The sequence below is a fragment of the Tropicimonas aquimaris genome, from assembly GCF_042676185.1.
GTDB classification, from domain to species: domain Bacteria; phylum Pseudomonadota; class Alphaproteobacteria; order Rhodobacterales; family Rhodobacteraceae; genus Tropicimonas; species Tropicimonas aquimaris.
On sequence record NZ_JBHTJT010000030.1, the window covers coordinates 110,923 to 133,018 of the forward strand.

Genomic DNA, 22,096 nt, shown 5'->3' on the forward strand with positions numbered 1-22,096 from the left:
AACAATCATTTTTCATGAAAGTTTCACATCCGCCGCCCATTGGGAGTTGGCGCACCACTCAGAGGGACCGCAATGGTTGACCATATCAAGATCCGCAAGGCGGACGGCACGTGGACCGTCCGCGCCGGCGGCGCCGTGCTGGCAGAGAGCATGAACGCGCTCGAACTCGTCGAGGGCGACAAAGCCCCCGTCATCTATTTTCCGCGCTCAGACATCGCGATGGCCTTTCTGGAGCCGACCGAGGAGCTGACCCGCTCGCCGCGGATGGGCGATGCACGCTACTTCTCCATCGAGACCAAGAGCCGGACACTGGAGAATGCCGCCTGGTCCTACGAGGCCCCGGTGGAGGGGATGGACCGGATCAAGGATCACATCGCCTTCTACACCAGCAGCGACGAGATCGCCGTCGAGCGCATCTGAGGCGCTGCCCGGCCGCCGGCCCCTTGGGGAGGGGCGCGGCGCGGCGTGACCCATCTCAAGGAGCGAAATCGCTCGGGGTGGTATTCTTCCGACACGGGCGCTCTGCCCCGATGGCTGGGCGCTATCGAGGGAGGAGGACATGCCATGCTACGGAGTTTTCGTTCGAGGGCGCTGACGCTTGCGGCGCTGGCGTTCGGTCTGATCTGGCCGGGGGCGCCGGCCGATGCCGAGACCTATGCGGGCGCCAACGCGGAAAGTCGCGTGGTTCTTGGCCTTGCGGTGCCGCCGGAGGCGGCCAGGGCCTGGTTGCCGGAGGGCTGGGCGCCGCTGACGCTGCCGCGCGGCCCCTATGGCGGGGCAAATCTGATCGTCGTGCTGCTCGACCGGCACCTGCAGCTCGATGCCACGGAGGCGGCGACAGCGCCGTCCGCGCTGCGGGCCGTGGTCTTTGCCAGTTTTGCCGTGAAACAGGGCGAGGAACGACCGCGGCTCTTCGTGACACGGGTCTATTCGACCGCGGCGGAGTTCAACCCCTATGGCGTCGCCCTCGGGGCCGAGATCTCGCGGGAGATGAACCTTGCCGCCGGGGAAGATGGTATGCCGGTGCGCAGCGAGCGCTGGCGGGTTGCGCCAGCCGCCGGCGGGACGCTGGCGCTTGATCTGTCCCACGCAGTTGGCAAGCAAGTCTGGACCACCGGGGAGAGCCGGATCCATTCGGCCGTCGATCCGGAGATGTCGCGGCTCTATCGCTATGAGCAGGTCGACGACATGGCGATGAGCGAGGCGATGCAGATGCCGCTCAAGGGCGCGGTCGCGCTGGACTGGGCACTGCCGGAATTCGAAGCAGTGTTCGACGGCACCGAGACGCTGAAGACGATCGTCTCGCGGCCGCATTACCTGGTCCGGATCTACCTGCCCTAGCGGGCGCGACGAGGCTCAGGAATGCTCTTCGGCCGCGGTTTCGGCCAGCGCGCGGTTGTAGGCCTTGAGCGCATCCACCTGGAAGAGCGCGCCGAGCAGTTCCGGCGCGCCGCTGGTCTTTGCGGCGGCGACGACCGGCAGGAACGGCTGGCCGGTTTCGTCGAACATCGGCAGAGCCACTTCCAGCGTGGTGCCGGGGGTGATCGAAATGCCCTTCTCGATCAGCTCACGGCAGGCGGCTTCGGGGGCGGCGCGGGGACTGTCCTTGGAGCGCATGATCACCGCAGCGGAGTAGATCGAGAGCAGATAGGCCTGCGGACCGGCGGCGAGATGCACGCCGCGGTGCTCGAGCTGGGTGAGGAAGAAGGAGCGGTCGACCAGCCGGCTGGCCAGCGCGGTGGAGAGCGATACGGCAACCATCACGGCGAGGCCAGTCTGCCAGTCGCCGGTCAGCTCGAATACGATCAGCGTGGTCGAGATCGGCGCGCCGAGCACCGCGGCGGCGACCGCCCCCATGCCGGCCAGCGCGTAGAGCTCGCCCGAGCCGGAATATTGCGGGACTAGCGAGGTGGCGACATAGCCGAAGGCGAGCCCGGTCAGCGCGCCGACCATGAGCGAGGGCGAGAACACACCGCCGCCCATGCGCCCGGCCATGGTGATCGCAACGGCGATGACCTTGAGGATCGCCAGAACAAGGGCTTCGTGGAACAGCAGCTCGCTGCGCAGCGCCGCGCTCGTCGTCTCGTAGCCGACGCCGATGATATGCGGGAAGGCGATGGCGAGCGCGCCGAGCAGGACCCCGGCGAGCGCCGGGCGCAGCACGGCCGGGATGCCGCTGCGGGCCTGCAGGTGGCTCGCGAATTCGTCGGCGAAGAAGATCGCCCGCATCAGCACCACCGCCACGACGCCACAAAGCAGGCCGAGCAACAGGAAGGCGGGCAGCTCGACGTAGAAGGTGAGCGAGGTCGAGGGGTTCAGGGTGAACTCGGTGACGTCGCCGAAGACCATGCGGCTGACCACGGTGCCCGCGACCGAGGCGATGGCGATGGGGGCGAAGGCGTGGACCGCGAAGTGGCGTAGCACCACCTCGAGCGCGAAGAGCGCGCCGGCGATGGGGGCGTTGAACGAGGCCGAGACCGCGGCGGCGACGGCGCAGCCCAGCAGGTCGCGCCCGGTGATCGCGTCGGCCCGGAGACGTTCGCAGACCCAGGTCGAGACCACGCCGGCGAGGTGGACGACCGGCCCCTCGCGCCCTGAGGAGCCGCCCGAGGAGAGGGTGATGAGCGAGGCCGCCGCCGAGGCGAGGCCGGCCCGCGTCTCTACCCTGCCCTTGTGCAGGGCCGCGTCCTCGATCACGTCGGCCACCGAACGGACCCGGCCATCGGGGGTGAAGCGGTTGAGGATCAGCCCGACGGTGAGGCCGCCGAGCACCGGCAGCGCCATCAGCCACCACCAGGGCAGCGTGCGGGCGTGGGAATGGATGTGGCGGACATCGGGAGCGGCGTAGAGCAGGCCCTGGAGCCAGGTGATGCCCTCGCGGAAGGCCACGGCGGCGGCACCGGCGACGATGCCGACGGCGAGCGCGATGAACCAGAACTGGATCTGGCTCGGCCCCTGGCGGAGCAGCAGCTGCCAGCCCTGCTCGAGGCCGTCGCGGCTTTCCTGGATCTGCCGCCGGATCAGGTCGAATGTGCGTTCGCTCAAGGCGCCTTGTTCCGTGGCTGGACGTGGCTCGGGTCGGGGTCGGTGCCGGCGGCGGGACAGCCGGGCCTCTTCTGTTCCTAGGGGATCGCAGGGGCCGCTCCAAGCCTGAACTCGGATCGCGGCGCCCCGCCCCGGCCATTGTGTCCCGCGGCGCGGGCGGGAGATGGGTATTTGGACCAAGAAGAAGCGGGACCGGGCGCGAGTGCCCGGGGTGCGACGGCATGGACTCGCCCAAGGCCGGGGGCCGGGCGGAACGGGGGTTTTCGCGGATCGGGGGCTGGCCTAGGTTTGCGGGCGCAGACCGGGAGGGGCCGATGACCATCGCAGCAGCCATCACCGAGCTGGCCGGCGTGTTCGGGGACCGGCTGGTGCGGTCGGGGTCCGACCTCGAACTGCACGGCCGATCGGAGAGCTATTTCCCCCTCACCCCGCCGGATGCGGTCGTCTATCCCGAAAGCACCGAAGAGGTCTCGCGGTTGGCGGCGATCTGCAACGCGCAGGGCTGCCCGGTGGTGGCATGGGGCACCGGCACCTCGCTGGAGGGGCATTCGCTAGCGGTGCGCGGCGGGGTTTGCGTGGATTTCAGCCGGATGGCCCGGTTGCTCGAGGTGCACCAGGCCGACATGGACGCGGTGGTGCAGCCGGGCATGACCCGCGAGGCGCTGAACCAGGAGCTGCGGGCGACTGGGCTGTTCTTTCCGGTCGATCCCGGGGCCAACGCCGCGCTCGGCGGCATGGCGGCGACGCGGGCGAGCGGGACGACGACGGTGCGGTACGGCTCGATGGCCGACAACGTGCTGGGCCTGCAGGTGGTGCTGGCTGACGGGCGGGTGATCCGGACCGGCACGCGGGCCCGCAAGTCGTCGGCGGGCTATGACCTGACGCGGCTTTTCGTGGGCTCGGAGGGGACGCTGGGGCTGATCACCGAGCTGACGCTCAGGCTCCACGGGCAGCCCGAGGCGATCTCGGCCGCGGTCTGCGCCTTCGACCGGATCGGCGACGCGGTGGACACGGTGATCGCGACGGTGCAGTCGGGCATCCCGGTGGCGCGGATCGAGTTCGTCGACGCGGCGACGGCGGCGGCGGTGAATGCCTATGCCGGGATGGAGTTCCCGTTGAAGCCGCACCTGCTGGTCGAATTCCACGGCTCGCCGCAGGGCGTGGCGGAAGATGCCGAGCGGTTCGGCGAGCTGGTCACGGACATGGGCGGCGAGGGGTTCCGCTGGTCGGCGCGGGCGGAGGATCGCAGCGCGCTCTGGACCATGCGGCACAATGCCTATTACGCGATCCTTGCCAGCCGGAAGGGCGCGCGGGCGGTGGTGACCGACCTGTGCGTGCCGATCTCGCGGCTCGCCGAGGCGGTGGAGGAGACCCGCGCCGACATCGAGGACAGCGGCATTCCCGGACCGATCCTGGGCCATGTCGGGGACGGCAATTTCCATGCCGTGCTGCTGATCGAGGATGGCGCGGCCGAGGAGCTGGAGGTGGCCAAGGCGCTGTCGCACCGGATGGTGGAGCGCGCCCTGCGGCTCGGCGGCACCGTAACGGGCGAGCATGGCGTTGGGCTGGGCAAGCTTGGCTACATGGAGGCCGAGCATGGCGCGGCCTGGCAGGTGATGGGCGCGATGAAACGGGCGCTCGATCCGGGGGGCATCCTCAACCCGGGCAAGCTGGTGCCACCGAAGGCGTGAGGCGCTCCTGCCCCGGCGGGCGTCACTCCTTCAGATGGGTGAGCCGGGTGCCGAGGACGCGCTCGACAAGCTCGGGGTCGCGCGGCTCGCCGAGGAAGTCGAACAGCGCATCGAAGCAGCTCGGGTCGGCGGTGTAATCGTCGTAGTGCAGCTTGAGGCAGAGCTCGGGATGGGCCTCGATGAAGACGTCCCAGGTCGCTTCGGCGGTGCTCAGCTGGTTGAGCACATTCTCGGTGTTGCACTCGGCCCACCAGCCCGAGCGCGCCACCGCCTCATGGTCGCGCGTGTTGAACAGGAATCGCGGGTTCGGAAAGAAGCGCAGCAGGTAATTCATGTAGGTCATGAATTCCGATCGCGGCATCAGGTAGCGGATCTCCTTGAAGCCGCCGACGCGGGTGCCTTCGGGTAGTATAAGCACCTCTCGGACAAAGGCATTGCCGATCGAGGCCCCGAATCGGTCCGCGTTGGTGAGCTCGGTCCCGTACCAGGGATCGCTCTGTTCTGTCGTCCGCCCGGCGCGCCGGACATTGGCCATGGGGCTCTTGTTCGCCATGGCGTTCCAGGACAGGGCGAGGTGCTGGAGCGTGGCGTTGTTCTCGCCGCGGATGCAATAGCCGTCGATACCGTTCAGCAGGTTCTGAAGCAGGGTCGAACCGGAGCGACCATAGGTGACGACGAAGAGATAGCCCTCACTCGGGCCGTACAGCTCGGGAAAGCTGCTCGGGTTGATCTTCTCCAACGTGACACTCTCCTCAAACCACCGCCCCAATCATATTCGGTCCCACGCCCCGGCGCGGAGGTCAATGGTTCAGAAGCGCGCGCGCGGCAGCGCGGGCCTCTTCCGTGACCCGGTCGCCGGCCAGCATCCGCGCCAGTTCGTCCACTCTCTCGTCCGCGTCGAGCGGCACGACCGACGACAGGGTCGCGCCGTCGTTGACCTGTTTCTCGACGCGCCAGTGATGGCCGCCGAGGGCCGCGACCTGCGGCGAATGGGTGACGACCAGCACCTGCGCACTCGCTGCCAGGGTCGCGAGCCTGCGGCCCACTGCATCGGCGGTGGCGCCACCGACGCCGCGGTCGATCTCGTCGAAGATCATGGTCATGCCATGCGCCTCGCCCATCAGGCAGACCTTGAGCGCCAGCAGGAAGCGCGACAGCTCCCCGCCCGAGGCGATGCGGTTCAGCGGGCCGGACGGCGCGCCGGGGTTGGTGGCCACGGTGAATTGAACCGTGTCCTGCCCCTCGGCGCCGGGCTCCGTGGCGGCGATTTCGGTGGTGAAGACCGCGCGCTCCATCTTGAGCGGCGCCAGTTCGGCCGACATGGCGGCGTCGAGCCGGGCGGCGGCGGCGCGGCGCGCCTCGGTCAGGTACTCGCAGGCCGCGAGATGCGCGGCCTCGGCCCCCGCCAGCGTGGCGCGCAGGCCGGCGATATCCCCTGCCCCGGCGTCGAGCGCCTCGAGACTGTCGCGCAGCTCGGCAGCCTTCGCGGCCAGATCGTCGGGCAGCACCTGGTACTTGCGCGCCATCTCGCGGATCGCGAAGAGCCGGTCGGTCAGTCGGTCCAGCTCGCCCGGATCGAAGGCCAGCCCCTCGAGGCAATCGGTGATCTGCTGCTCGGCCTCGGCCAGCGCTTCCAGAGCCTGCCCGAGCGCGGTGGCTGCCGCGTCGAGCCGGCCCTCCACATGCTCCGCCGCCCCGTCGAGCCAGCGGATCGCGTCGGACACCAACCCCTCCGCGCCCTCCGACGACACCGCGCCATGGGCGCGGGCGATATCCTCGCGCACCCGTTCGGCGGCCTGCATCAGCCGGCGGCGGGCGTCGAGCGCCTCCTCTTCGCCGGGCTCGGGCGCGAGCTTCTCCAGCTCGCCCACTGCGTGACGCAGGAACTCCTCCTCCGCCCGCAACCCGGCCAGCCGCGCCTCGGCGGCCTCCAGCGCCTGCGCCGCGCTGCGCCGCGCCTCCCAGGCCCGGCGGACGTCGGAGATCAGAGCGGCGGTGCCGGCGAATTCGTCGAGCAGGTCCCGGTGGCCGCGGGGGTTGAGCAACCCGCGGTCGTCATGCTGGCCGTGCAGTTCCACCAGCGTCGCAGAGAGCTGACGCAGCACCTCGCCCGAGGTGCGCCTGTCGTTGACCCAGGCCGTCTTGCGGCCGTCGCCGGCATTGACCCGCCGCAGGATCAGCTCGTCGCCGCCATCGAGCCCCGCCTCCTCGAGCACCGCCCGCGCCGGATGGCCCTCCGGCAGGTCGAACCAGGCGGTCACCTCGCCCTGGGCCGCACCGCTGCGCACCAAGTCGGCCCGCCCGCGCCAGCCGAGAACGAAACCCAGCGAGTCGAGCAGGATCGACTTGCCCGCCCCGGTCTCGCCGGTCAACACGTTGAGACCCGGCTGGAACTCCAGGTCCAGCCGGTCGATGATCAGCATGTCACGGATCTCGAGCCCACGCAGCATCCGCTCACCCCATTGTCGCCGCCGCCCTTCTAGCGCGGCCTGCGGCCGGAACGCCAGTGCGCCCCGCCCCACCTCTTCTTCTTGGCGAAAATACCCGCGCCGCAGGCACGCGCCGCATGGCGCGTCCCCCGCTTACAGCCAGTCGCCGCGCACCATCTGGCGATAGACCTGGTTGAGCCAGTTGTCGCCCTTGGCCTGCGCGGTCAGCCCGTTCTGCACCAGGAGCTGATAGGTGTCCTGGTACCAGACGGTCGAACGGAAGTTGTAGGCCAGGATCGCGCCGGCGGTCTGCGCCTCGTCGACCAGCCCCAGCGAAAGATAGGCCTCCACCAGCCGGTGCAGCGCCTCGGCGGTGTGCGAAGTGGTCTGGAAATCCTCCACCACGACGCGGAAACGGTTGATGGCGGCGGCGTAATGCTGCCCCTTCAGGTAGTACCTGCCGATCTCCATTTCCTTCGCCGCCAGGTGGTCGAAGGCGAGGTCGAACTTGAGAATGGCCGAGCGCGCATATTCGCTCTCGGGATAGATCTCGATCACATCCCGTAGCGCCTGAAGCGCCTGGAAGGTCAGGCCCTGGTCGCGGCCGACCTCCTCGATCTGGTCGTAATAGCTCAGCGCCAGAAGATACTGGGCATAGGCAGCATCCTCGTCGGCGGGGTAGAAATCGATATACCGCTGCGCCGCGCCGCGCGAATTCTCGTAGTCGCGGTCAGTGTGGTAGGAATAGGCCTGCATGATCAGCGCCCGCTTGGCCCATTCCGAATAGGGATAGAGCCGCTCCACCTCGCCGAAGAGCTCGGCGGCGTCGTCGGGATCGCCATTGTTCAGGTCGTATTCGGCGCGCTTGTAGATCTGTTCGGCGGTGAAGGTCTCCAGCGGCACGCCGCGACTCGTGTTCGAACTGGCGCTGTTGCGGTCGCCGCAGGCGCCGAGCACGGCGAGAGCCGCCAGAGCACCCACCAGCCGGAATGTCACGCCACGCACAGCCATGCCTTGAGACCCTTGCCTATTTCCTGCCCGCGCCCCTTGGAGGGACTGCGATTTGCCATCGTCTAGCACAGAAAAATCCGGTGCAAAACGGGTCTGCACCGGATTTCCGATACTTGGGTTCACACTGTGTTCAGGCGACGGCGGCGAGATCGGCGAGGCTGACGCCCACGCCGGGCAGCCGGCGCAGCGCCTCGGCGTCGCATTCGACCCATTCCGCGGCCCCCGGAGTGGTGAAAAGCGCCCGGAGCAGCTTGTTGGTCAGCGTGTGGCCGGAGCGCACGCCGGTGTAGCGGCCGAGGATCGGGCCACCGGCAAGCGCAAGGTCACCGAGCGCGTCGAGCATCTTGTGCCGCACAGGTTCGTCCTCGTGCCGCAGGCCACCGGGGCTGAGCACCGCGTCACCATCGACCACCACCGCATTCTCCATGGTGCCGCCGAGGGCGAGCCCGTGGGCGTGCATGTATTCCACGTCGGAGCGGCGGCAGAAGGTGCGGCTGTCGCAGAGTTCGCGGACGAAGGCGCCGTTGGCCATGTCCAGCGAGCGGACCTGGTGGCCGATCGCGGCATCTTCGAAATCTATCTCGAAATCGATCCGAAGTTCGGTGGACGGCTCCAGCCGGGCCACCGCCGCGCCGTCGCGCACTTCGACCGGCTTGAGGATCCGCAGCGCCATCAAGGGCGCATCCAACGGCGCGATGCCCGTGCGCAGGATCGCCTTGACGAAGGGCGCCGCGCTGCCATCGAGGATCGGCACTTCGGGGCCGCTCACGTCGATCAGCGCATTGTGGACGCCAAGCCCGGCGAGCGCCGCCATGACGTGCTCCACGGTGGAGACGCTGACGCCGTCGTTGTTGACAAGGAGGGTGCAGAGTGGCGCATGCACGGTCGCATCCCACCGCGCGGGCACACGCGGGTCGCCCTCGACCGCGTCGGTCCGCCGGAAGACGATTCCACTGTCGGCCGGAGCGGGCGCAAGCGTGATGCGCGCCGGACGTCCTGAGTGAAGTCCTTCGCCTGTAAGCGTCACCGGGGTTTTCAGGGTGGTTTGCACCGTAGCCTCTTGTTCGTGACCGGACGGAGACTGTCCGGCACAGTGGAGATACGAACCCGCCGCTGTCAGCTCAATTCAAAGATTGTAACCGTGTGAAACATGTTGACGTGAACGGTAGGCAAGACTCCGCCCACCGTGAAAGAACGCGCTGCAAACCTCAATGAAACAAAGAAAAAGGGGCCGGACAAGCCGGCCCCCAGGAGGTTAACGAGGGAAATATTATTGTTGGTTTTCTTTGTCAGTTTGCCTGCCGGCGCAGGAAGGCGGGGATCTCGATCCGCTCCTGTTCGGGGTCGAGCTCGGCCTCGTCCTCGTAGCTCTGGCTCGGCCGCGCGGTCTGCTGGCGCAGTTGCGGCGGCTGCTGGCGGGACGGCTGCGGCGCCGGGCGCTCGGCCGGCTCGCCGTTGCCGGCGGACATGCGGTGGATCAGGCTGCCGATGCCGAAGCTGCGCTTCTCGGTGGCGGCAGCGGCCGGCTGCGGCGCGGCCTGGCGGGCGGCCGCCTGGCGATGCGCGGCGGTTTCGGCAGCGGCGGGCGCGGAGTTGCGCACGGCGGCCTGCAGGCGTTGCAGCGCTTCGGGGCTCGGGGTGCCGGGGCGGCGCGGCTGGGGCGCCACGTATTCCTCGGCCATGTCCTCGTCGGCGGCGTCCACCAGCGGCAGCGGATCGGCCGTTGCGGCGGGTTGGTAGGCCGGCGGCGGCAGGTCGCCATCGTCCACGTCATCGATCAGCGCATCCTCGTCACGCGACGGCGCGGCGAAAAGCGAGGGCTCTTCGACATGGCGCGGCGTTTGCGCGGCGAGCGGGCGCTGTCCGAGGGCCGGCTGCGGCGCCGGAGCGGGCGCGACTGCCTCTTCCGGCATAACCGGCTCGCGCAGCTTGCGGCTCGGGCGCGGGATGTCCTGCACCACCTCGGAGGCATCGATGCCGGTGGCGACGACGGAGACACGCATGCGGCCTTCCATCTGCATGTCCAGCGTCGAGCCGACAATGATGTTGGCGTCCGGGTCCACTTCCTCGCGGATCCGGTTGGCGGCTTCGTCGAGTTCGAACAGCGTGAGGTCGTAGCCGCCGGTGATGTTGATGAGCACGCCCTTGGCGCCGCGCAGCGAGATCTCGTCGAGCAGCGGGTTGGCGATCGCGGCCTCGGCGGCCTGGATCGCGCGATCCTCGCCCTCGGCCTCGCCGGTACCCATCATCGCCTTGCCCATCTCGTCCATAACCGAGCGGACGTCGGCGAAGTCGAGGTTGATCAGGCCCGGACGGACCATAAGGTCCGTTACGCCCTTGACGCCTTGGTAGAGCACGTCATCGGCGAGCGAGAAGGCCTCGGTGAAGGTGGTCTTCTCGTTGGCGAGCCGGAACAGATTCTGGTTCGGGATGATGATCAGCGTGTCGACGACCTTCTGGAGCGCCTCGACGCCCTCCTCGGCCTGGCGCATCCGCTTGGCACCCTCGAACTGGAAGGGCTTGGTCACGACGCCGACGGTCAGAACGCCGAGTTCACGCGCGGCCTGCGCGATGATCGGGGCAGCGCCGGTGCCGGTGCCGCCGCCCATGCCGGCGGTGATGAAGCACATGTGCGCGCCGGCGAGGTGGTCGACGATCTCCTCGATCGTCTCCTCGGCCGCGGCCGCGCCGACCGCCGGGCGGGCGCCCGCGCCGAGCCCTTCGGTGACCTTGACGCCCATCTGGACGCGGGCCGGTGCGTTGCTCTGCTGAAGCGCCTGGGCATCGGTGTTGGCCGTGACGAAATCCACGCCCTCCAGGTTCTTCTCGATCATGTTGTTGACCGCGTTGCCACCGGCCCCGCCCACACCGAAAACGGTGATGCGCGGTTTGAGCTCTTCCTGCTCGGGCATGGTCAGGTTCAATGCCATTTTTTCTCCGCCTATCTTGTGCCGCCCCGTAAGCCGGGCGGTTTCTGCCTGTCTTGAACCGAGGCAAATCACCCCGGCGTCCCGCAAACCTTGACCAAACATACTCAGGCAGTGACAGCGCGTCACCTAAAAAGTGCAAAAATGCCACAAAATCTGGGAAAGTATTTTCACGTTAACCCGTTATATGCCCAAGTTGACCTCATTTAGTGCTCAACACCCAGCACGACACAAGCACGCGACGACATACGGTGTCTCTCGCGCGACAGACGCCACGGATCCGTGACGTGTATTCGTAAATTGTGAGGCGGCTGCTCGGCCTGCCCGCGCCGTGTATCCGGCGTTCCAGATGAAACTCGCACACTGCCCTGGGAAATGCCAGCCAAATCCGCATCTTGCGCGCGACTTCCTGCGAGGCGGACGTGCGCTGCGGCCGTGGGGCCGCCCGCGGGGTCAGAACTCGCAGAACACCCCGGCCATGGAGGCGTTCGCGTCCTGGTAGGAGACGGCGCTGTCGTCGGAGAAGCTGTAGCTGTCGTAGGCCACGTAGACCTGCAGGTTCATGTCCTCGACCTACTGCACGACCTGGATGCCCCACTTGCCGGAGATTTGCTTTATCCCACTCCCAGACCGGCTCGAAATCCTGGCTGAACTGGCTGGAGCCGGGCGCCCCGAGCGCGGTTTCGAAGTTGAATCGGAGCTCGCTGCCGTCCTGGAGCGCCTGGTCGATGAACAGGACCACGCGGATATTGGAATGCGAGTTGTCGGTCAGGTTGCCGCTGGTCTCGTCGCCGTTGTCGAAGCTGACATAGGCCGGGCTGAGCCGGCCAAAGGCGAGCACCTCGCCGCCGGTGTCGTTTTAATAGGCCAGCGGGTTGGCGGCGGCGGGCATGAAAAAGCCCCGCCGAATGGGCGGGGCTGTTGCCGAATTGCGGCGGCGGCGCGGGCCTACCAGTTGTCGCGGAACCATTTCACGGCGCGCTTGAGCGAGCGGGCCGGGTAGCGGTCGGCGGGGATGTCGAAATCCCACCATTCGTCCTGCGGATGGGCGGCGAAGAGGCAGAGCCCGACGGCCGAGGAAAAGGCCGGGCCGGTCGCGGCCTGCGGCAGTCCCTGCACCCGGAGCGGCCGCCCGAGACGGACCTGCTGGCCGAGGATCTTGCCCGCGAGCAGGTCGAGCCCGGGAATCTGGCTGGCGCCGCCGGTGAGCACGATCTGGCGGGCCGGAAGGTGTTCGAAACCCGAGGCGTCGAGGCGCACGCGCACCTCCTCGAGGATCTCCTCGACCCGCGGACGCATGATGCCGATCAGCTCGGCGCGGCTGACGGTGCGGCGGTCGTGCTCCCAATCACCGGTGTCGCCGCCGATCTCGATCATCTCGCGGTCGTCCATGCCGGTGGCCATGACGCCGCCGTAGAAGGTCTTGATCCGCTCGGCGGTGTTGAGCGGCACCTTGAGGCCCTTCGAGATGTCCTGACTGATGTGATCACCGCCGATCCGCACGGTATCGGCATAGATCATGTGTTTCTTGATGAAGATCGAGAGGCCCGTGGAGCCGCCGCCGAGGTCGATGCAGGCGGAGCCGAGTTCCTGCTCGTCCTCGACCAGCGCCGAGATGCCCGAGACATAGGCCGAGGAGGCAAGTCCGGCCAGTTCCAGGTCGCAACGCTTGATGCAGTAGAGCAGATTCTGCACCGCGCCGGCATCGACGGTCAGCAGGTGCATGTCGACGGCCAGCGCATTGCCCATCTGGCCGCGCGGATCGCTGAGACCGGTGCGGTGGTCGATGGCGAAGTTCACCGGCTGGGCGTGCAGCACCTCGCGGTCGCTGCCGAAATCCGGGACGTGGCAGGAGGCCAGGGCGCGGGCGACGTCATCCTCGGAGACGATGCTGTCGGCCAAATCGATCCGGCCGTCGATCCCGTAGCTGCGCGGGCGGGCGCCGGCGAAACAGGCGATCACGTGATCGACGCGCACGCCAGCCATTTTCTGCGCTCCCTGCACCGCGGTGCGGATGGCGCGTTCGGTCTCCTGCATGGCGTCGATCTCGCCGAAGGCCACGCCGCGCGAGCGGGTGGTCGCCGCGCCGATCACGCGGAAACTCGACTGGCCGGCCAGCGAGCCCACGCCCTCGGTGCCGCGGAACTTGTCGGCGCCGTCGAAGCGGAGCACGAGGCAGGCGATCTTGGACGATCCCACGTCCAGGATCGCGATCACCCCGCGATCCATCGCCTGCTTGCGCATCCGCCGCATGGCGCGTTGAGACTGATACAGATCTGTCATTGCACGTAGCCTCCGGGTTCCAGGTCCCTTGTTTGCCGCAGCTCTATGACTGCGTTTCTGTTCATTCTGACCGTCGGGCGGCGCGGGTTGCGGAAATCGACAACGGCGATGTCCCGCTCCAGCATCTTGCGCCCCTCATCGAGTGCCAGCAGGCGGTCGAGTGCGGTCACCGGGTTCTTTTCCGGCAGCATGATCCGCTGGTCGCGGTCGAGCACCACGTCCCAGCGGCGTTCGCCGATGCGCACCAGCCCGCGCATCCTGTCCTTGATCGGCGCGGCTGCGGCGATCAGCGACAGCGCCTCGGGGATGACCAGCTCGGCCCCCTCGCCCGCTACCAGCGGCAGGTCCGGCCAGTCGCCCCGCGACGAGGCGCCGGCGACCATCTCGCCCTCGGCATCCAGCAGGCCGAGCCCCTGGGAATGGCGCCAGAGCACTGCGGGCTTGCGTTCGTCGATCTCGACGGCCAGCACGCCACCGGGACGCACGCGCAGCCGGGCATCGGCCACCGCGTTGAAGGCCACGAGCCGCTGGCGCATCGCGTCGAGATCGAGGTCGAAGGAGGAGATCGGCAGGCGCAGGGCAAGTTCCTCGCGCACCGCTTCGGCCAGTTCCTCGGAGGCGCCTTCGACCGACATCACCTTGACCATGAACTCCGGGCGTTCCTCGATGGCGCGCAGGGTTTCCTGCCAGCTTTCGGTGATCGCGTTCACGCGGCTCTCGTCGGAGAGATACCAGCCGACGCCGGCGCCGATCAGCAGGACCGGCGCGCCGATGCGCAGGACCCGGCGATAGGCCGGCGTCAGCCAGAGACGGTTCATCCGATAGGACCAGCGCGACGGCGCGGGGTCGTGCCGGGGCGTCTCGGCCGGACGGGTCAGCGATTGCACGATGCGTCCTCCACGATCCAGCGGCAGAGGGCGCCGAAGGGAATGCCCGACACCGTCCCCTGCTCGGGGCTGAGCGAGGTCGGCGTCATGCCGGGCTGGGTGTTGGTCTCCAGAAGGATCAGCCCGTCCAGCCCGCGGCTCTCGTCCCAGCGGAAATCGGTGCGCGAGATGCCGCGGCATCCGAGCGCCTGGTGGGCGCGCAAGGCGTAGTCGAGGCAGGCGTCGAAGATCTCCGACGGGATCTCGGCGGGCACCACATGCCGCGAGCCGCCGGGCTTGTACTTGGCTTCATAATCGTACCAGCCGTCGGTCAGGATGTCGGTGACGGTCAACGCGCGGTCGCCCATGACGGTGGTGGTCAGCTCGCGGCCCGGCGCGAAGGCTTCGACCATCACCACATCCGGCATCTCCGCGGCGAGCTGCGGCGGGCCGTTGGAGGCCTCGTGCACCAGGTAGACACCGACCGAGGAGCCCTCGTTGTAGGGCTTCACGACGTATGGCGGCTCCATGACGTGGCGGGCGCGGACCTCGGCGGCGCTGGCCAGACGGCTCTCGGCCACCGGCAGGCCGGCGGCGCGGTAGGCGGCCTTGGTCCGCTCCTTGTCCATGGCGAGCGCCGAGGCCAGAACGCCGGAATGGGTGTAGGGAATGCGCAGCCATTCGAGCATGCCCTGGACGCAGCCATCCTCGCCCCAACGGCCATGCAGCGCGTTGAACACGACGTCGGGCGCAACCTCCGCGAGGCGCGCCGCAAGATCCGGACCGGCGTCCAGTTCGATGACTTCAAATCCTTCGCCCCGCAGCGCGGCGGCGCATTCGCGCCCGGACGAGAGCGAGACCTCGCGCTCTGCCGATGGCCCTCCCAGGAGGACCGCCACCTTTGGGGATGCCCTGCTCGACATGCCCGCCTCGTTCTTCGGGACCTTGCCCGATATTTTATTGTGAATTCCGCTGGTTGCGCGGCTTCACTGCCTGAAATGCCGCCGTTGTCCGGCGGGCTTCATTCCGGGGTCGGTTCACCGACCCTCATGATTTCCCACTCTAGCTGTATTCCGCTGTTTTGGTAAACCTTTTTCCGCACTTGCTCGCCCAGACCTTCGAGGTCAGCGGCGCTGGCGTCGCCGGTGTTGATCAGGAAGTTGGAGTGCTTCTCCGACATCTGCGCGCCGCCCAGCCGGGCGCCCCGCATGCCGGCGTCGTCGATCACCTTCCAGGCCTTCAGATCGTGCGTGTCGTCGGCCTTTCCGGTGGAGCTGAACCCGGCCGGATTGCGGAAGGTGGAGCCGGCGGAGCGGTCCCTCGTCGGCTGGGTCGCGTCGCGGGTGGCGAGTTGCGCCTCCATCCGTTCGGCCAGCGCCGCGGGGTCGCCGGGCTCGGCGCGGAAGGTGGCGCGGGTCAGCACCCAGCCGCGCGGCAGGGAGCTCTGACGGTAGCCGAATTTCAGCATCTCGGGCGTCAGCGTGACCACGGTGCCCATGCGCGTCACCGCCTCGGCCTCGACCAGGTGGTCGGCGACATAGGAGCCGTAGCAGCCGGCGTTCATCCGCACCGCCCCGCCGATGGCGCCGGGGATGGTGCGCAGGAAGGTCAGGTCGAGACCGGCCTCGGCGGCCTTGCGCGCCACGTGGGCGTCGAGCGCGGCGGCGCCGGCGGTGACCGTGCCCTCGCCGCACTCGATGGCGTTGAAGCCCCGGCCGAGCCGGAATACCACGCCGCGGATGCCGCCGTCGCGCACGATCAGGTTGGAGCCGACCCCGACCGGGAAGACCGGGATCGCCGGGTCCAGCCCTTCCATGAAGGCGCAGAGATCGTCGCGGTCCGCGGGCTGGAACAGCCAGTCCGCCGGCCCGCCGACGCGCAGCCAGGTGAGGTCGGACAGGGGACGGTCAGGCGTGAGGGTGCCACGCACGGAGGGGAGCTCGGATGTCATGGGAGGCTGGGTAAACGGGCGGCGGGCGCGTGGCAAGACGGAGCTTTGCGGCGCGGGGGCACTCCCCGAAAAGGGCCGCCCGGGGCGCGCCGCCGCGTCAGCGGTCCGGGCCCTGCTCCGGCCCGTCGACGACCTCGGGCTGCGGAGTCGACGTCTGCCGCCGCATCCAGCGGCCGAGGCAGATCAGCGGCCAGCGCAGGATCGAGGCGCCGGCGACGAAGACGACCAGGCCGGTGAAGGGCCCGTTCTGGTAGGTGACATAGCCCAGCAGGGGAATGCCGATGGCGATGAGCGCATAGGCCTGGGGCCAGTGGTTGCGCTTCGAGGGGATCATCGCGATCAGGGTCGCGGTGAGCGCCCAGAGACAGGCGAGAACGAGCGAGAGGTTCATGGCACCCCCTCCCCGCTGGTGCGGCCCATGGCCTCGTCCCGCGTCCGGCCCACGGCGCGGAGCGCGAGGTAGCGCAGCGGCTTGCGGAACATCGACACGAAGGCCGCCAGCCCCAGCAGCGCCGGGAGCCAGCCAAACTCGACGCCGATGCGCCAGATCAGGAGCGGGGCGGTGAGGAGCAGGGCAAAGCCCGGCAGGAACTGGAACCGCATCGGCAGCAGCGCGACCAGTGTCGCGGCCACCACCCAGACGGATCCCAATACGAGGGCGTTCATCGCGCCTCTCCTTGTCTGCGCCCCGGCGCGGGGCCGGGGCTACTATGTCACTTCGCCAGACGCTCCGGCAGGTTGTTGGCCCAGGCCGAGATCGTGCCGGCGCCGAGGCAGACCACCATGTCGCCCGGCTGAGTCTGCTCGCGGACCAGCCGCTCGAGGTCGTCCTCGTCGTGCAGGGCGCGGGCGTGGCGATGGCCGTGGCGGATCAGGCCGGCGACCAGAGAATCCCGGTCGGCGCCCTCGATCGGGGCCTCGCCGGCGGCAAAGACCTCGGCAATGGCGACCACGTCGGCCTCGTTGAAGCAAGCGCAGAAGTCGTCGAACAGGTTGTGCAGGCGCGAGTAGCGGTGCGGCTGGTGCACGGCGATCACCCGGCCCTCGGTGGCCTGGCGGGCGGCCTTGAGCACGGCCGCGATCTCCACCGGGTGGTGGCCGTAATCGTCGATGATGGTCACGCCGTTCACTTCACCAACCTTGGTGAAGCGCCGGTTGACGCCGCCGAAATTGGCCAGCGCCTCGCGGATCTCCTCGCGCTTCATGCCGAGGTGGCGGGCGACGGCGATGGCCGAGAGCGCGTTGGAGACGTTGTGATCGCCTGGCATCGGCAGGGTGCAGCCCTCGATCACGGTGCCGTCGGTCTTCAGCTCGACGTCGAAATGGGCGACACCGGCCTTGTAGGTCAGGTTCACCGCGCGCACGTCGGCCTGGGCGTTGAAGCCGTAGGTGATGATCTTGCGGTCGGAAATCTTGCCGACCAGCGCCTGCACCTCAGGGTGGTCGGTGCAGCAGACGGCGACGCCGTAGAAGGGGATGTTCTCGACGAAGGTCTTGAAGCCCGCGCGCAGCGCCTCGATCGTGCCCCAGTGCTCCATGTGCTCGGGGTCGATGTTGGTGATGATGGCGATGGTCGCCGGCAGGCGGTTGAAGGTGCCGTCGCTCTCGTCGGCCTCGACCACCATCCACTCGCCCTGCCCGGCCCGCGCGTTGGAGCCGTAGGCGTGGATGATGCCGCCGTTGATAACGGTGGGGTCGATGCCGCCGGCGTCGAGCAGCGTGGCGACCATGGTGGTGGTCGTCGTCTTGCCGTGGGTGCCGGCGATGGCGACGTTGGACTTGAGCCGCATCAGCTCGGCCAGCATCTCGGCGCGGCGCACAACCGGCAGGCCGCGCAGGCGGGCGCCGTCGAGCTCGGGGTTGCCCGGCTTGATGGCGGAGGAAATCACAACGACCTCGGCGCCCTCGAGGTTCTCTTCTTTCTGGCCGACGAAGATCCGCGCGCCCAGCCGCTCCAGCCGGTCGGTAATCTTGGAGGCCTTCATGTCGGAGCCCTGGACGGTGTAGCCGTGGGTCAGCAGAACCTCGGCGATGCCCGACATGCCGATGCCGCCGATGCCGACGAAATGGATGGGGCCCACGTCGGTGGGCAGTTTGGTGACCGCGTTCATAATCGTGCTTCCGTCCATCATCTCTGCTCTTGCCCCTCAATCATTGCTGTTGTGCCGGACAGTTCTTCGACAATCTCGACAAGTCGTTCGGTGGCATCCAGCCGGCCCTGGGCGAGCGCGTTGCGCGCCATCCGCTGGGCGCCGTCCGGGTGCGAAAGGATCGCGTGTATCTGCTCGGAAAGCGTTTCGACTTCAAGCATCGATTCCGGGATCACGATGGCGGCCTCGGCTTCGGCGAGGCCGCGGGCATTGGCGCTCTGGTGGTCACCGGCCGCAGCGGCGTAGGGCACCAGGATCGACGGCCGCCCGATCACCGAGATATCGGCCACCGAGGAGGCCCCGGAGCGCGAGATCACAAGCTGCGCCTCGCTCATGCGGCGCGGCACGTCGTCGAAGAAGGGCTGCACCTCGGCGGCGATGGCGTGTTCCTCGTAGAAGGCGGTGACGCGCTCCTCGTCCTCGCCGCGCGCCTGGTGGGCGACGCGGACATGCGCCAGCATGTCGAGCGGCAGGGCGGCGATCGCGGGGGGCACGATGTCGGACAGGATCCGCGCGCCCTGGCTGCCGCCGATCACCAGGATCGACATCGGGTAGTCGCCGGGCGGGATGTAGCCGGCCCCGGCACGCTCCATGACCGCGCCCCGCACCGGGTTGCCGGTATGCACCCCCTCGACGCCCTCGGGCAGGTTCGTGGGCCAGGTGCCGCAGGCGACGGCGTCGACGCGTTTGCAGAAGACCTCGTTGACCCGGCCGAGCACGCCGTTCTGTTCGTGGATCATCCGCGGCTTGCGCAGCAGCCAGGCCGCCGACATCGCCGGGATCGTCGGGTAGCCGCCAAAGCCCACCACGATGGCCGGCCGGTCGAACAGCATCCGCACGGCGGCGCCGATCACCCCGCCGAGAATGCGGAACGGCACCAGAGCTTTGGCCAGCGCCCCGCCACGGGCAAAGGTCGCCGAGGCGACCTGGACGATCTCAACCGCGTCGGGAAAGCCGCCGGCGTAGCGCGCGCCGCGCGCGTCGGTCGACAGCCGCACCCGCCAGCCCCGCGCCAGCAGCGCCTCGGCCAGGGCCTGTGCCGGAAACATGTGCCCGCCGGTCCCCCCGGCAGCGATAATGGCGAGGGGACGGTCGCTCATTACCGGCCCCGGCGCTGGAAAATGTCGGCGATCTCGCCTTGCGGCCGATGGCGCGTGAAGGCGAGCAACATTCCGAGCGCGATGCCCCCGGCGATCAGCGAGGAGCCGCCGTAGCTCACGAAGGGCAGCGTCATGCCCTTGGCGGGCAGCAGCCGCACCGCGACACCCATGTTGATCATCGCCTGCACGCCGAACATGCAGGCGAGCCCGGTGCCGGCGAGGCGGATGAACGGGTCGCGCTCCTTCATCAGGCGGAACAGGGAGCGGACGACGACGGTGGTGTAGAGGGCGAGGATCAGCAGGACGAGGATCAGCCCGTATTCCTCGGCCGCGACGGCGATGATGAAATCGGTATGCGCGTCGGGCAGCGACCATTTCACCTGCCCCTCGCCCACGCCGACACCAAAGAAGCCGCCCTCCTGGATGGCGTTGGTGGCATAGCCGAGCTGGGTGCGCGGGTCGACTTCCGGCGACAGGAAGCCGTCGATCCGGCGGGCGAAGTGCTCGGAGGAATTATAGGCCAGCACACCAAAGCCGACGACGCCGCCAGCGATGGTGACCAGCAGGAAGATCGGCGCGCCGGCGACGAAATACATCACACCCCAGGCGAAAAGCGTCAGCGCCGCCTGCCCGAAGTCGGGCTGCAGCGCCAGCAGGCCGACGATGGCGCAGACCAGCGCGAAGGAGACCGACTTGCCCGGCGGGCCGCCGACCTCCTGGCTGGCGGCCATCAGCCAGCCCGTAAGCACCACGAAGACCGGCTTGAGAAACTCGGAGGGCTGCACGGAGGCGAAACCGAAGGAATACCAGCGCACCGCGCCCTTGCCGAAGTCCGTTCCGAAAAAGGGCAGCAGGATCAGCGAGATGAAAGAGAGACCGAAGGCGATCACCGCCAGCCGCCGCACCAGCGACGGCGACATCATCGAGACGATCATCATGGTGATCAGTGCCAGCCCGCCGAAGAAGAGCTGCCGTTCCACGTAGTGGAAGGAGTCGAGGCCGTTGCGGGCCGCCAGCGGCGGCGAGGCCGCGAGTCCGAGCAACAGGCCCACGCCGAAGAGCATCAGGATGGCCGACATCGACCACCTGTCCACCGTCCGCCACCACCGGGGAAGGACTGGATCGCCCCCGCGTGCGGGAACGGTTCCATAAACCATTTCCGTCATTGGAATACCGCCGAACTGCCTCTACCGCCCGGTTGTCCGGGTCTGATGCCCATAACCATAACGCCAAAACCCTGATCCGGCCAGAAAAAAACATTCCGGCGACGCCTGAGTGGGCCGCGACTTGACCTTGGCGCGGTGGCGTGGTCATCCGCCGGTCATGCAGGTCGATACCCTCATCCTCGGCGCCGGCGCGGCCGGGCTCATGTGCGCCGCCCATGCCGGCCCCGGCGTGCTCGTGGTGGACCACGCCCGTGCGCCGGGCGAGAAGATCCGGATCTCCGGCGGCGGGCGGTGCAACTTCACCAACATGCACACCGCGCCCGAGGCCTTTCTCGGCGCGAACCCGCATTTCTGCAAATCCGCGCTTGGCCGCTACACCCAGTGGGATTTCCTCGATCTGGTCGGGCGCCACGGCATTCCCTGGCATGAAAAGACCCTGGGCCAGCTGTTCTGCGACCGGTCGGCCAAGGACATCATCGCCATGCTGCTGGCCGAGATCGAGGCCGCCGGGGCGCAGCTTTGGCTTGGCACCGAGATCGTCGATGTCGCACGGGACGGCACGGGCTTTGCCGTGACCCTGCGCCGGGACGGGCGCGACGTGCGGGTCCATGCGCGGGCGCTGGTGGTGGCGACGGGGGGCAAGTCGATCCCGAAGATGGGGGCGACGGGGCTTGGCTACCGGATCGCCGGCCAGTTCGGCCTGCCGATGACGGAGACCCGGCCGGGGCTGGTGCCGCTGACCTTCAGCGGGCCGGTGCTGGACCGGCTGAAGCCGCTGGCCGGGCTGTCGCTGGAAGCCTCGGTTTCCTGCGGTGGTACGTCGTTCCGCGAGGGGCTGCTGATGACGCACCGCGGGCTCTCCGGCCCGTCGATCCTGCAGATCTCCTCCTACTGGCGAGAGGGTCAGGAGATCTCGGTCGATCTCTGCCCCGGGCAGGACCTGTTCGGGGCGCTGCGCGGCCAGCGCCAGCAGAGCGGCCGCAAGGCGATCGCCACGGCGCTGGCCGAGCACATCCCGGCCCGGCTGGCCCAGGTGATCGCCGAGGACGCGGGTCTTGCCGGCAACCTCGCAGACCAGAACGACACCAGGTTGCGGGCGCTCGCCGACCGCGCCGGGGACTGGCGGCTGCTGCCGGCGGGGAGCGAGGGCTACCGCACGGCCGAGGTGACGCTGGGCGGAGTGTCGACCGATGCGCTCTCCTCCCGCAGCATGGAGGCCCGCGACGTTCCGGGCCTCTATTTTATAGGCGAATGCGTGGATGTCACCGGCTGGCTCGGCGGCTACAACTTTCAGTGGGCCTGGTCCACCGGCTGGGCCGCGGGCAAGGCCATCGCGGAGCGGCGGGCGCAGGCCGGCTGAAGTGGCGACCGGGGGAGGCGGAGCGTCATCCGGATTTCGCCGAATTGTCACACGCCCGTCGCCAAATCGTTACGTCCGTCTTGATTTCGACCGTGCCCACCCCGATTATCGGCCGGT

The 22,096-nt window shown here is 68.5% G+C and carries 19 protein-coding genes; 4 read left to right on the forward strand and 15 right to left on the reverse strand.

The genetic code is table 11. The annotated features are described in order from the left end of the window. Positions 1-72 precede the first annotated feature (72 nt). Both ACFQ2S_RS14125 and ACFQ2S_RS14130 read left to right on the forward strand, forming a co-directional pair. Positions 73-420, forward strand: a complete 348-nt coding sequence (locus ACFQ2S_RS14125) for a DUF427 domain-containing protein (protein ID WP_386075380.1) — start codon at positions 73-75, stop codon at positions 418-420. Between the two features lie 144 nt (positions 421-564). Continuing rightward, positions 565-1,341, forward strand: coding sequence for a hypothetical protein (locus tag ACFQ2S_RS14130; protein ID WP_386075382.1), 777 nt, complete (start codon positions 565-567; stop codon positions 1,339-1,341). A 15-nt stretch (positions 1,342-1,356) separates the two neighbouring features. Here the strand turns inward: ACFQ2S_RS14130 and ACFQ2S_RS14135 are convergent, their stop codons facing one another. After that, entirely contained in the window at positions 1,357-3,045 is a 1,689-nt protein-coding gene (locus tag ACFQ2S_RS14135) for a chloride channel protein (RefSeq protein ID WP_386075383.1), read from the reverse strand. 314 nt (positions 3,046-3,359) lie between these two features. Here ACFQ2S_RS14135 and ACFQ2S_RS14140 point away from each other — a divergent pair, with 314 nt between their 5' ends. Continuing rightward, positions 3,360-4,736, forward strand: coding sequence for an FAD-binding oxidoreductase (locus ACFQ2S_RS14140; protein ID WP_386075384.1), 1,377 nt, complete (start codon positions 3,360-3,362; stop codon positions 4,734-4,736). Between the two features lie 22 nt (positions 4,737-4,758). Here ACFQ2S_RS14140 and ACFQ2S_RS14145 read toward each other — a convergent pair whose 3' ends face one another. From ACFQ2S_RS14145 to ACFQ2S_RS14210, 14 genes are all read right to left on the reverse strand, one after another. Next, the gene (locus ACFQ2S_RS14145; RefSeq protein WP_386075386.1) at positions 4,759-5,475 is read right to left on the reverse strand and encodes a sulfotransferase; all 717 of its coding nucleotides are present in this window, start codon (positions 5,473-5,475) and stop codon (positions 4,759-4,761) included. 61 nt (positions 5,476-5,536) lie between these two features. Further along, a complete protein-coding gene (gene recN, locus ACFQ2S_RS14150; protein WP_386075388.1) occupies positions 5,537-7,186 on the reverse strand; it encodes a DNA repair protein RecN in 1,650 nt (549 codons plus the stop codon). A gap of 132 nt (positions 7,187-7,318) precedes the next feature. Further along, entirely contained in the window at positions 7,319-8,176 is an 858-nt protein-coding gene (locus ACFQ2S_RS14155) for an outer membrane protein assembly factor BamD (RefSeq protein ID WP_386075389.1), read from the reverse strand. A gap of 130 nt (positions 8,177-8,306) precedes the next feature. Continuing rightward, positions 8,307-9,227 carry a UDP-3-O-acyl-N-acetylglucosamine deacetylase gene (gene lpxC, locus ACFQ2S_RS14160; RefSeq protein ID WP_386075391.1) on the reverse strand — a complete coding sequence of 307 codons (921 nt, stop codon included), beginning with the start codon at positions 9,225-9,227 and terminating at the stop codon, positions 8,307-8,309. Between the two features lie 238 nt (positions 9,228-9,465). After that, on the reverse strand, positions 9,466-11,106 hold the full coding sequence (ftsZ, locus tag ACFQ2S_RS14165; protein WP_386075392.1) for a cell division protein FtsZ: 1,641 nt from the start codon (positions 11,104-11,106) through the stop codon (positions 9,466-9,468). 945 nt (positions 11,107-12,051) lie between these two features. Further along, the gene (gene ftsA / locus ACFQ2S_RS14170) at positions 12,052-13,386 is read right to left on the reverse strand and encodes a cell division protein FtsA (RefSeq protein WP_386075394.1); all 1,335 of its coding nucleotides are present in this window, start codon (positions 13,384-13,386) and stop codon (positions 12,052-12,054) included. Then, positions 13,383-14,273, reverse strand: coding sequence for a cell division protein FtsQ/DivIB (locus tag ACFQ2S_RS14175; RefSeq protein WP_386075396.1), 891 nt, complete (start codon positions 14,271-14,273; stop codon positions 13,383-13,385). Before ACFQ2S_RS14175 ends, ftsA begins: the two co-directional genes overlap by 4 nt. Continuing rightward, positions 14,261-15,175 carry a D-alanine--D-alanine ligase gene (locus tag ACFQ2S_RS14180; protein WP_386075398.1) on the reverse strand — a complete coding sequence of 305 codons (915 nt, stop codon included), beginning with the start codon at positions 15,173-15,175 and terminating at the stop codon, positions 14,261-14,263. The genes ACFQ2S_RS14175 and ACFQ2S_RS14180 overlap by 13 nt, the downstream gene beginning before the upstream one ends. A gap of 98 nt (positions 15,176-15,273) precedes the next feature. Next, positions 15,274-16,203, reverse strand: coding sequence for a UDP-N-acetylmuramate dehydrogenase (gene murB / locus ACFQ2S_RS14185; protein WP_386075399.1), 930 nt, complete (start codon positions 16,201-16,203; stop codon positions 15,274-15,276). 97 nt (positions 16,204-16,300) lie between these two features. Further along, positions 16,301-16,594: a DUF2484 family protein gene (locus ACFQ2S_RS14190; RefSeq protein ID WP_386075401.1), complete on the reverse strand. Its 294-nt coding sequence runs from the start codon at positions 16,592-16,594 to the stop codon at positions 16,301-16,303. Beyond that, on the reverse strand, positions 16,591-16,869 hold the full coding sequence (locus tag ACFQ2S_RS14195) for a DUF2484 family protein (protein WP_386075402.1): 279 nt from the start codon (positions 16,867-16,869) through the stop codon (positions 16,591-16,593). Before ACFQ2S_RS14195 ends, ACFQ2S_RS14190 begins: the two co-directional genes overlap by 4 nt. A 47-nt stretch (positions 16,870-16,916) precedes the next feature. After that, positions 16,917-18,314, reverse strand: coding sequence for a UDP-N-acetylmuramate--L-alanine ligase (gene murC / locus ACFQ2S_RS14200; protein ID WP_386075404.1), 1,398 nt, complete (start codon positions 18,312-18,314; stop codon positions 16,917-16,919). Between the two features lie 17 nt (positions 18,315-18,331). Continuing rightward, on the reverse strand, positions 18,332-19,453 hold the full coding sequence (locus ACFQ2S_RS14205; protein WP_386075406.1) for a UDP-N-acetylglucosamine--N-acetylmuramyl-(pentapeptide) pyrophosphoryl-undecaprenol N-acetylglucosamine transferase: 1,122 nt from the start codon (positions 19,451-19,453) through the stop codon (positions 18,332-18,334). After that, the gene (locus ACFQ2S_RS14210) at positions 19,453-20,619 is read right to left on the reverse strand and encodes a peptidoglycan glycosyltransferase FtsW (protein WP_386075407.1); all 1,167 of its coding nucleotides are present in this window, start codon (positions 20,617-20,619) and stop codon (positions 19,453-19,455) included. Before ACFQ2S_RS14210 ends, ACFQ2S_RS14205 begins: the two co-directional genes overlap by 1 nt. A gap of 157 nt (positions 20,620-20,776) precedes the next feature. Between ACFQ2S_RS14210 and ACFQ2S_RS14215 the strand changes: the two genes are divergently transcribed. Continuing rightward, positions 20,777-21,979 (forward strand): BaiN/RdsA family NAD(P)/FAD-dependent oxidoreductase, encoded by a 1,203-nt coding sequence (locus ACFQ2S_RS14215; RefSeq protein ID WP_386075408.1) that lies wholly within the window; start codon positions 20,777-20,779, stop codon positions 21,977-21,979. Positions 21,980-22,096 lie beyond the last annotated feature (117 nt).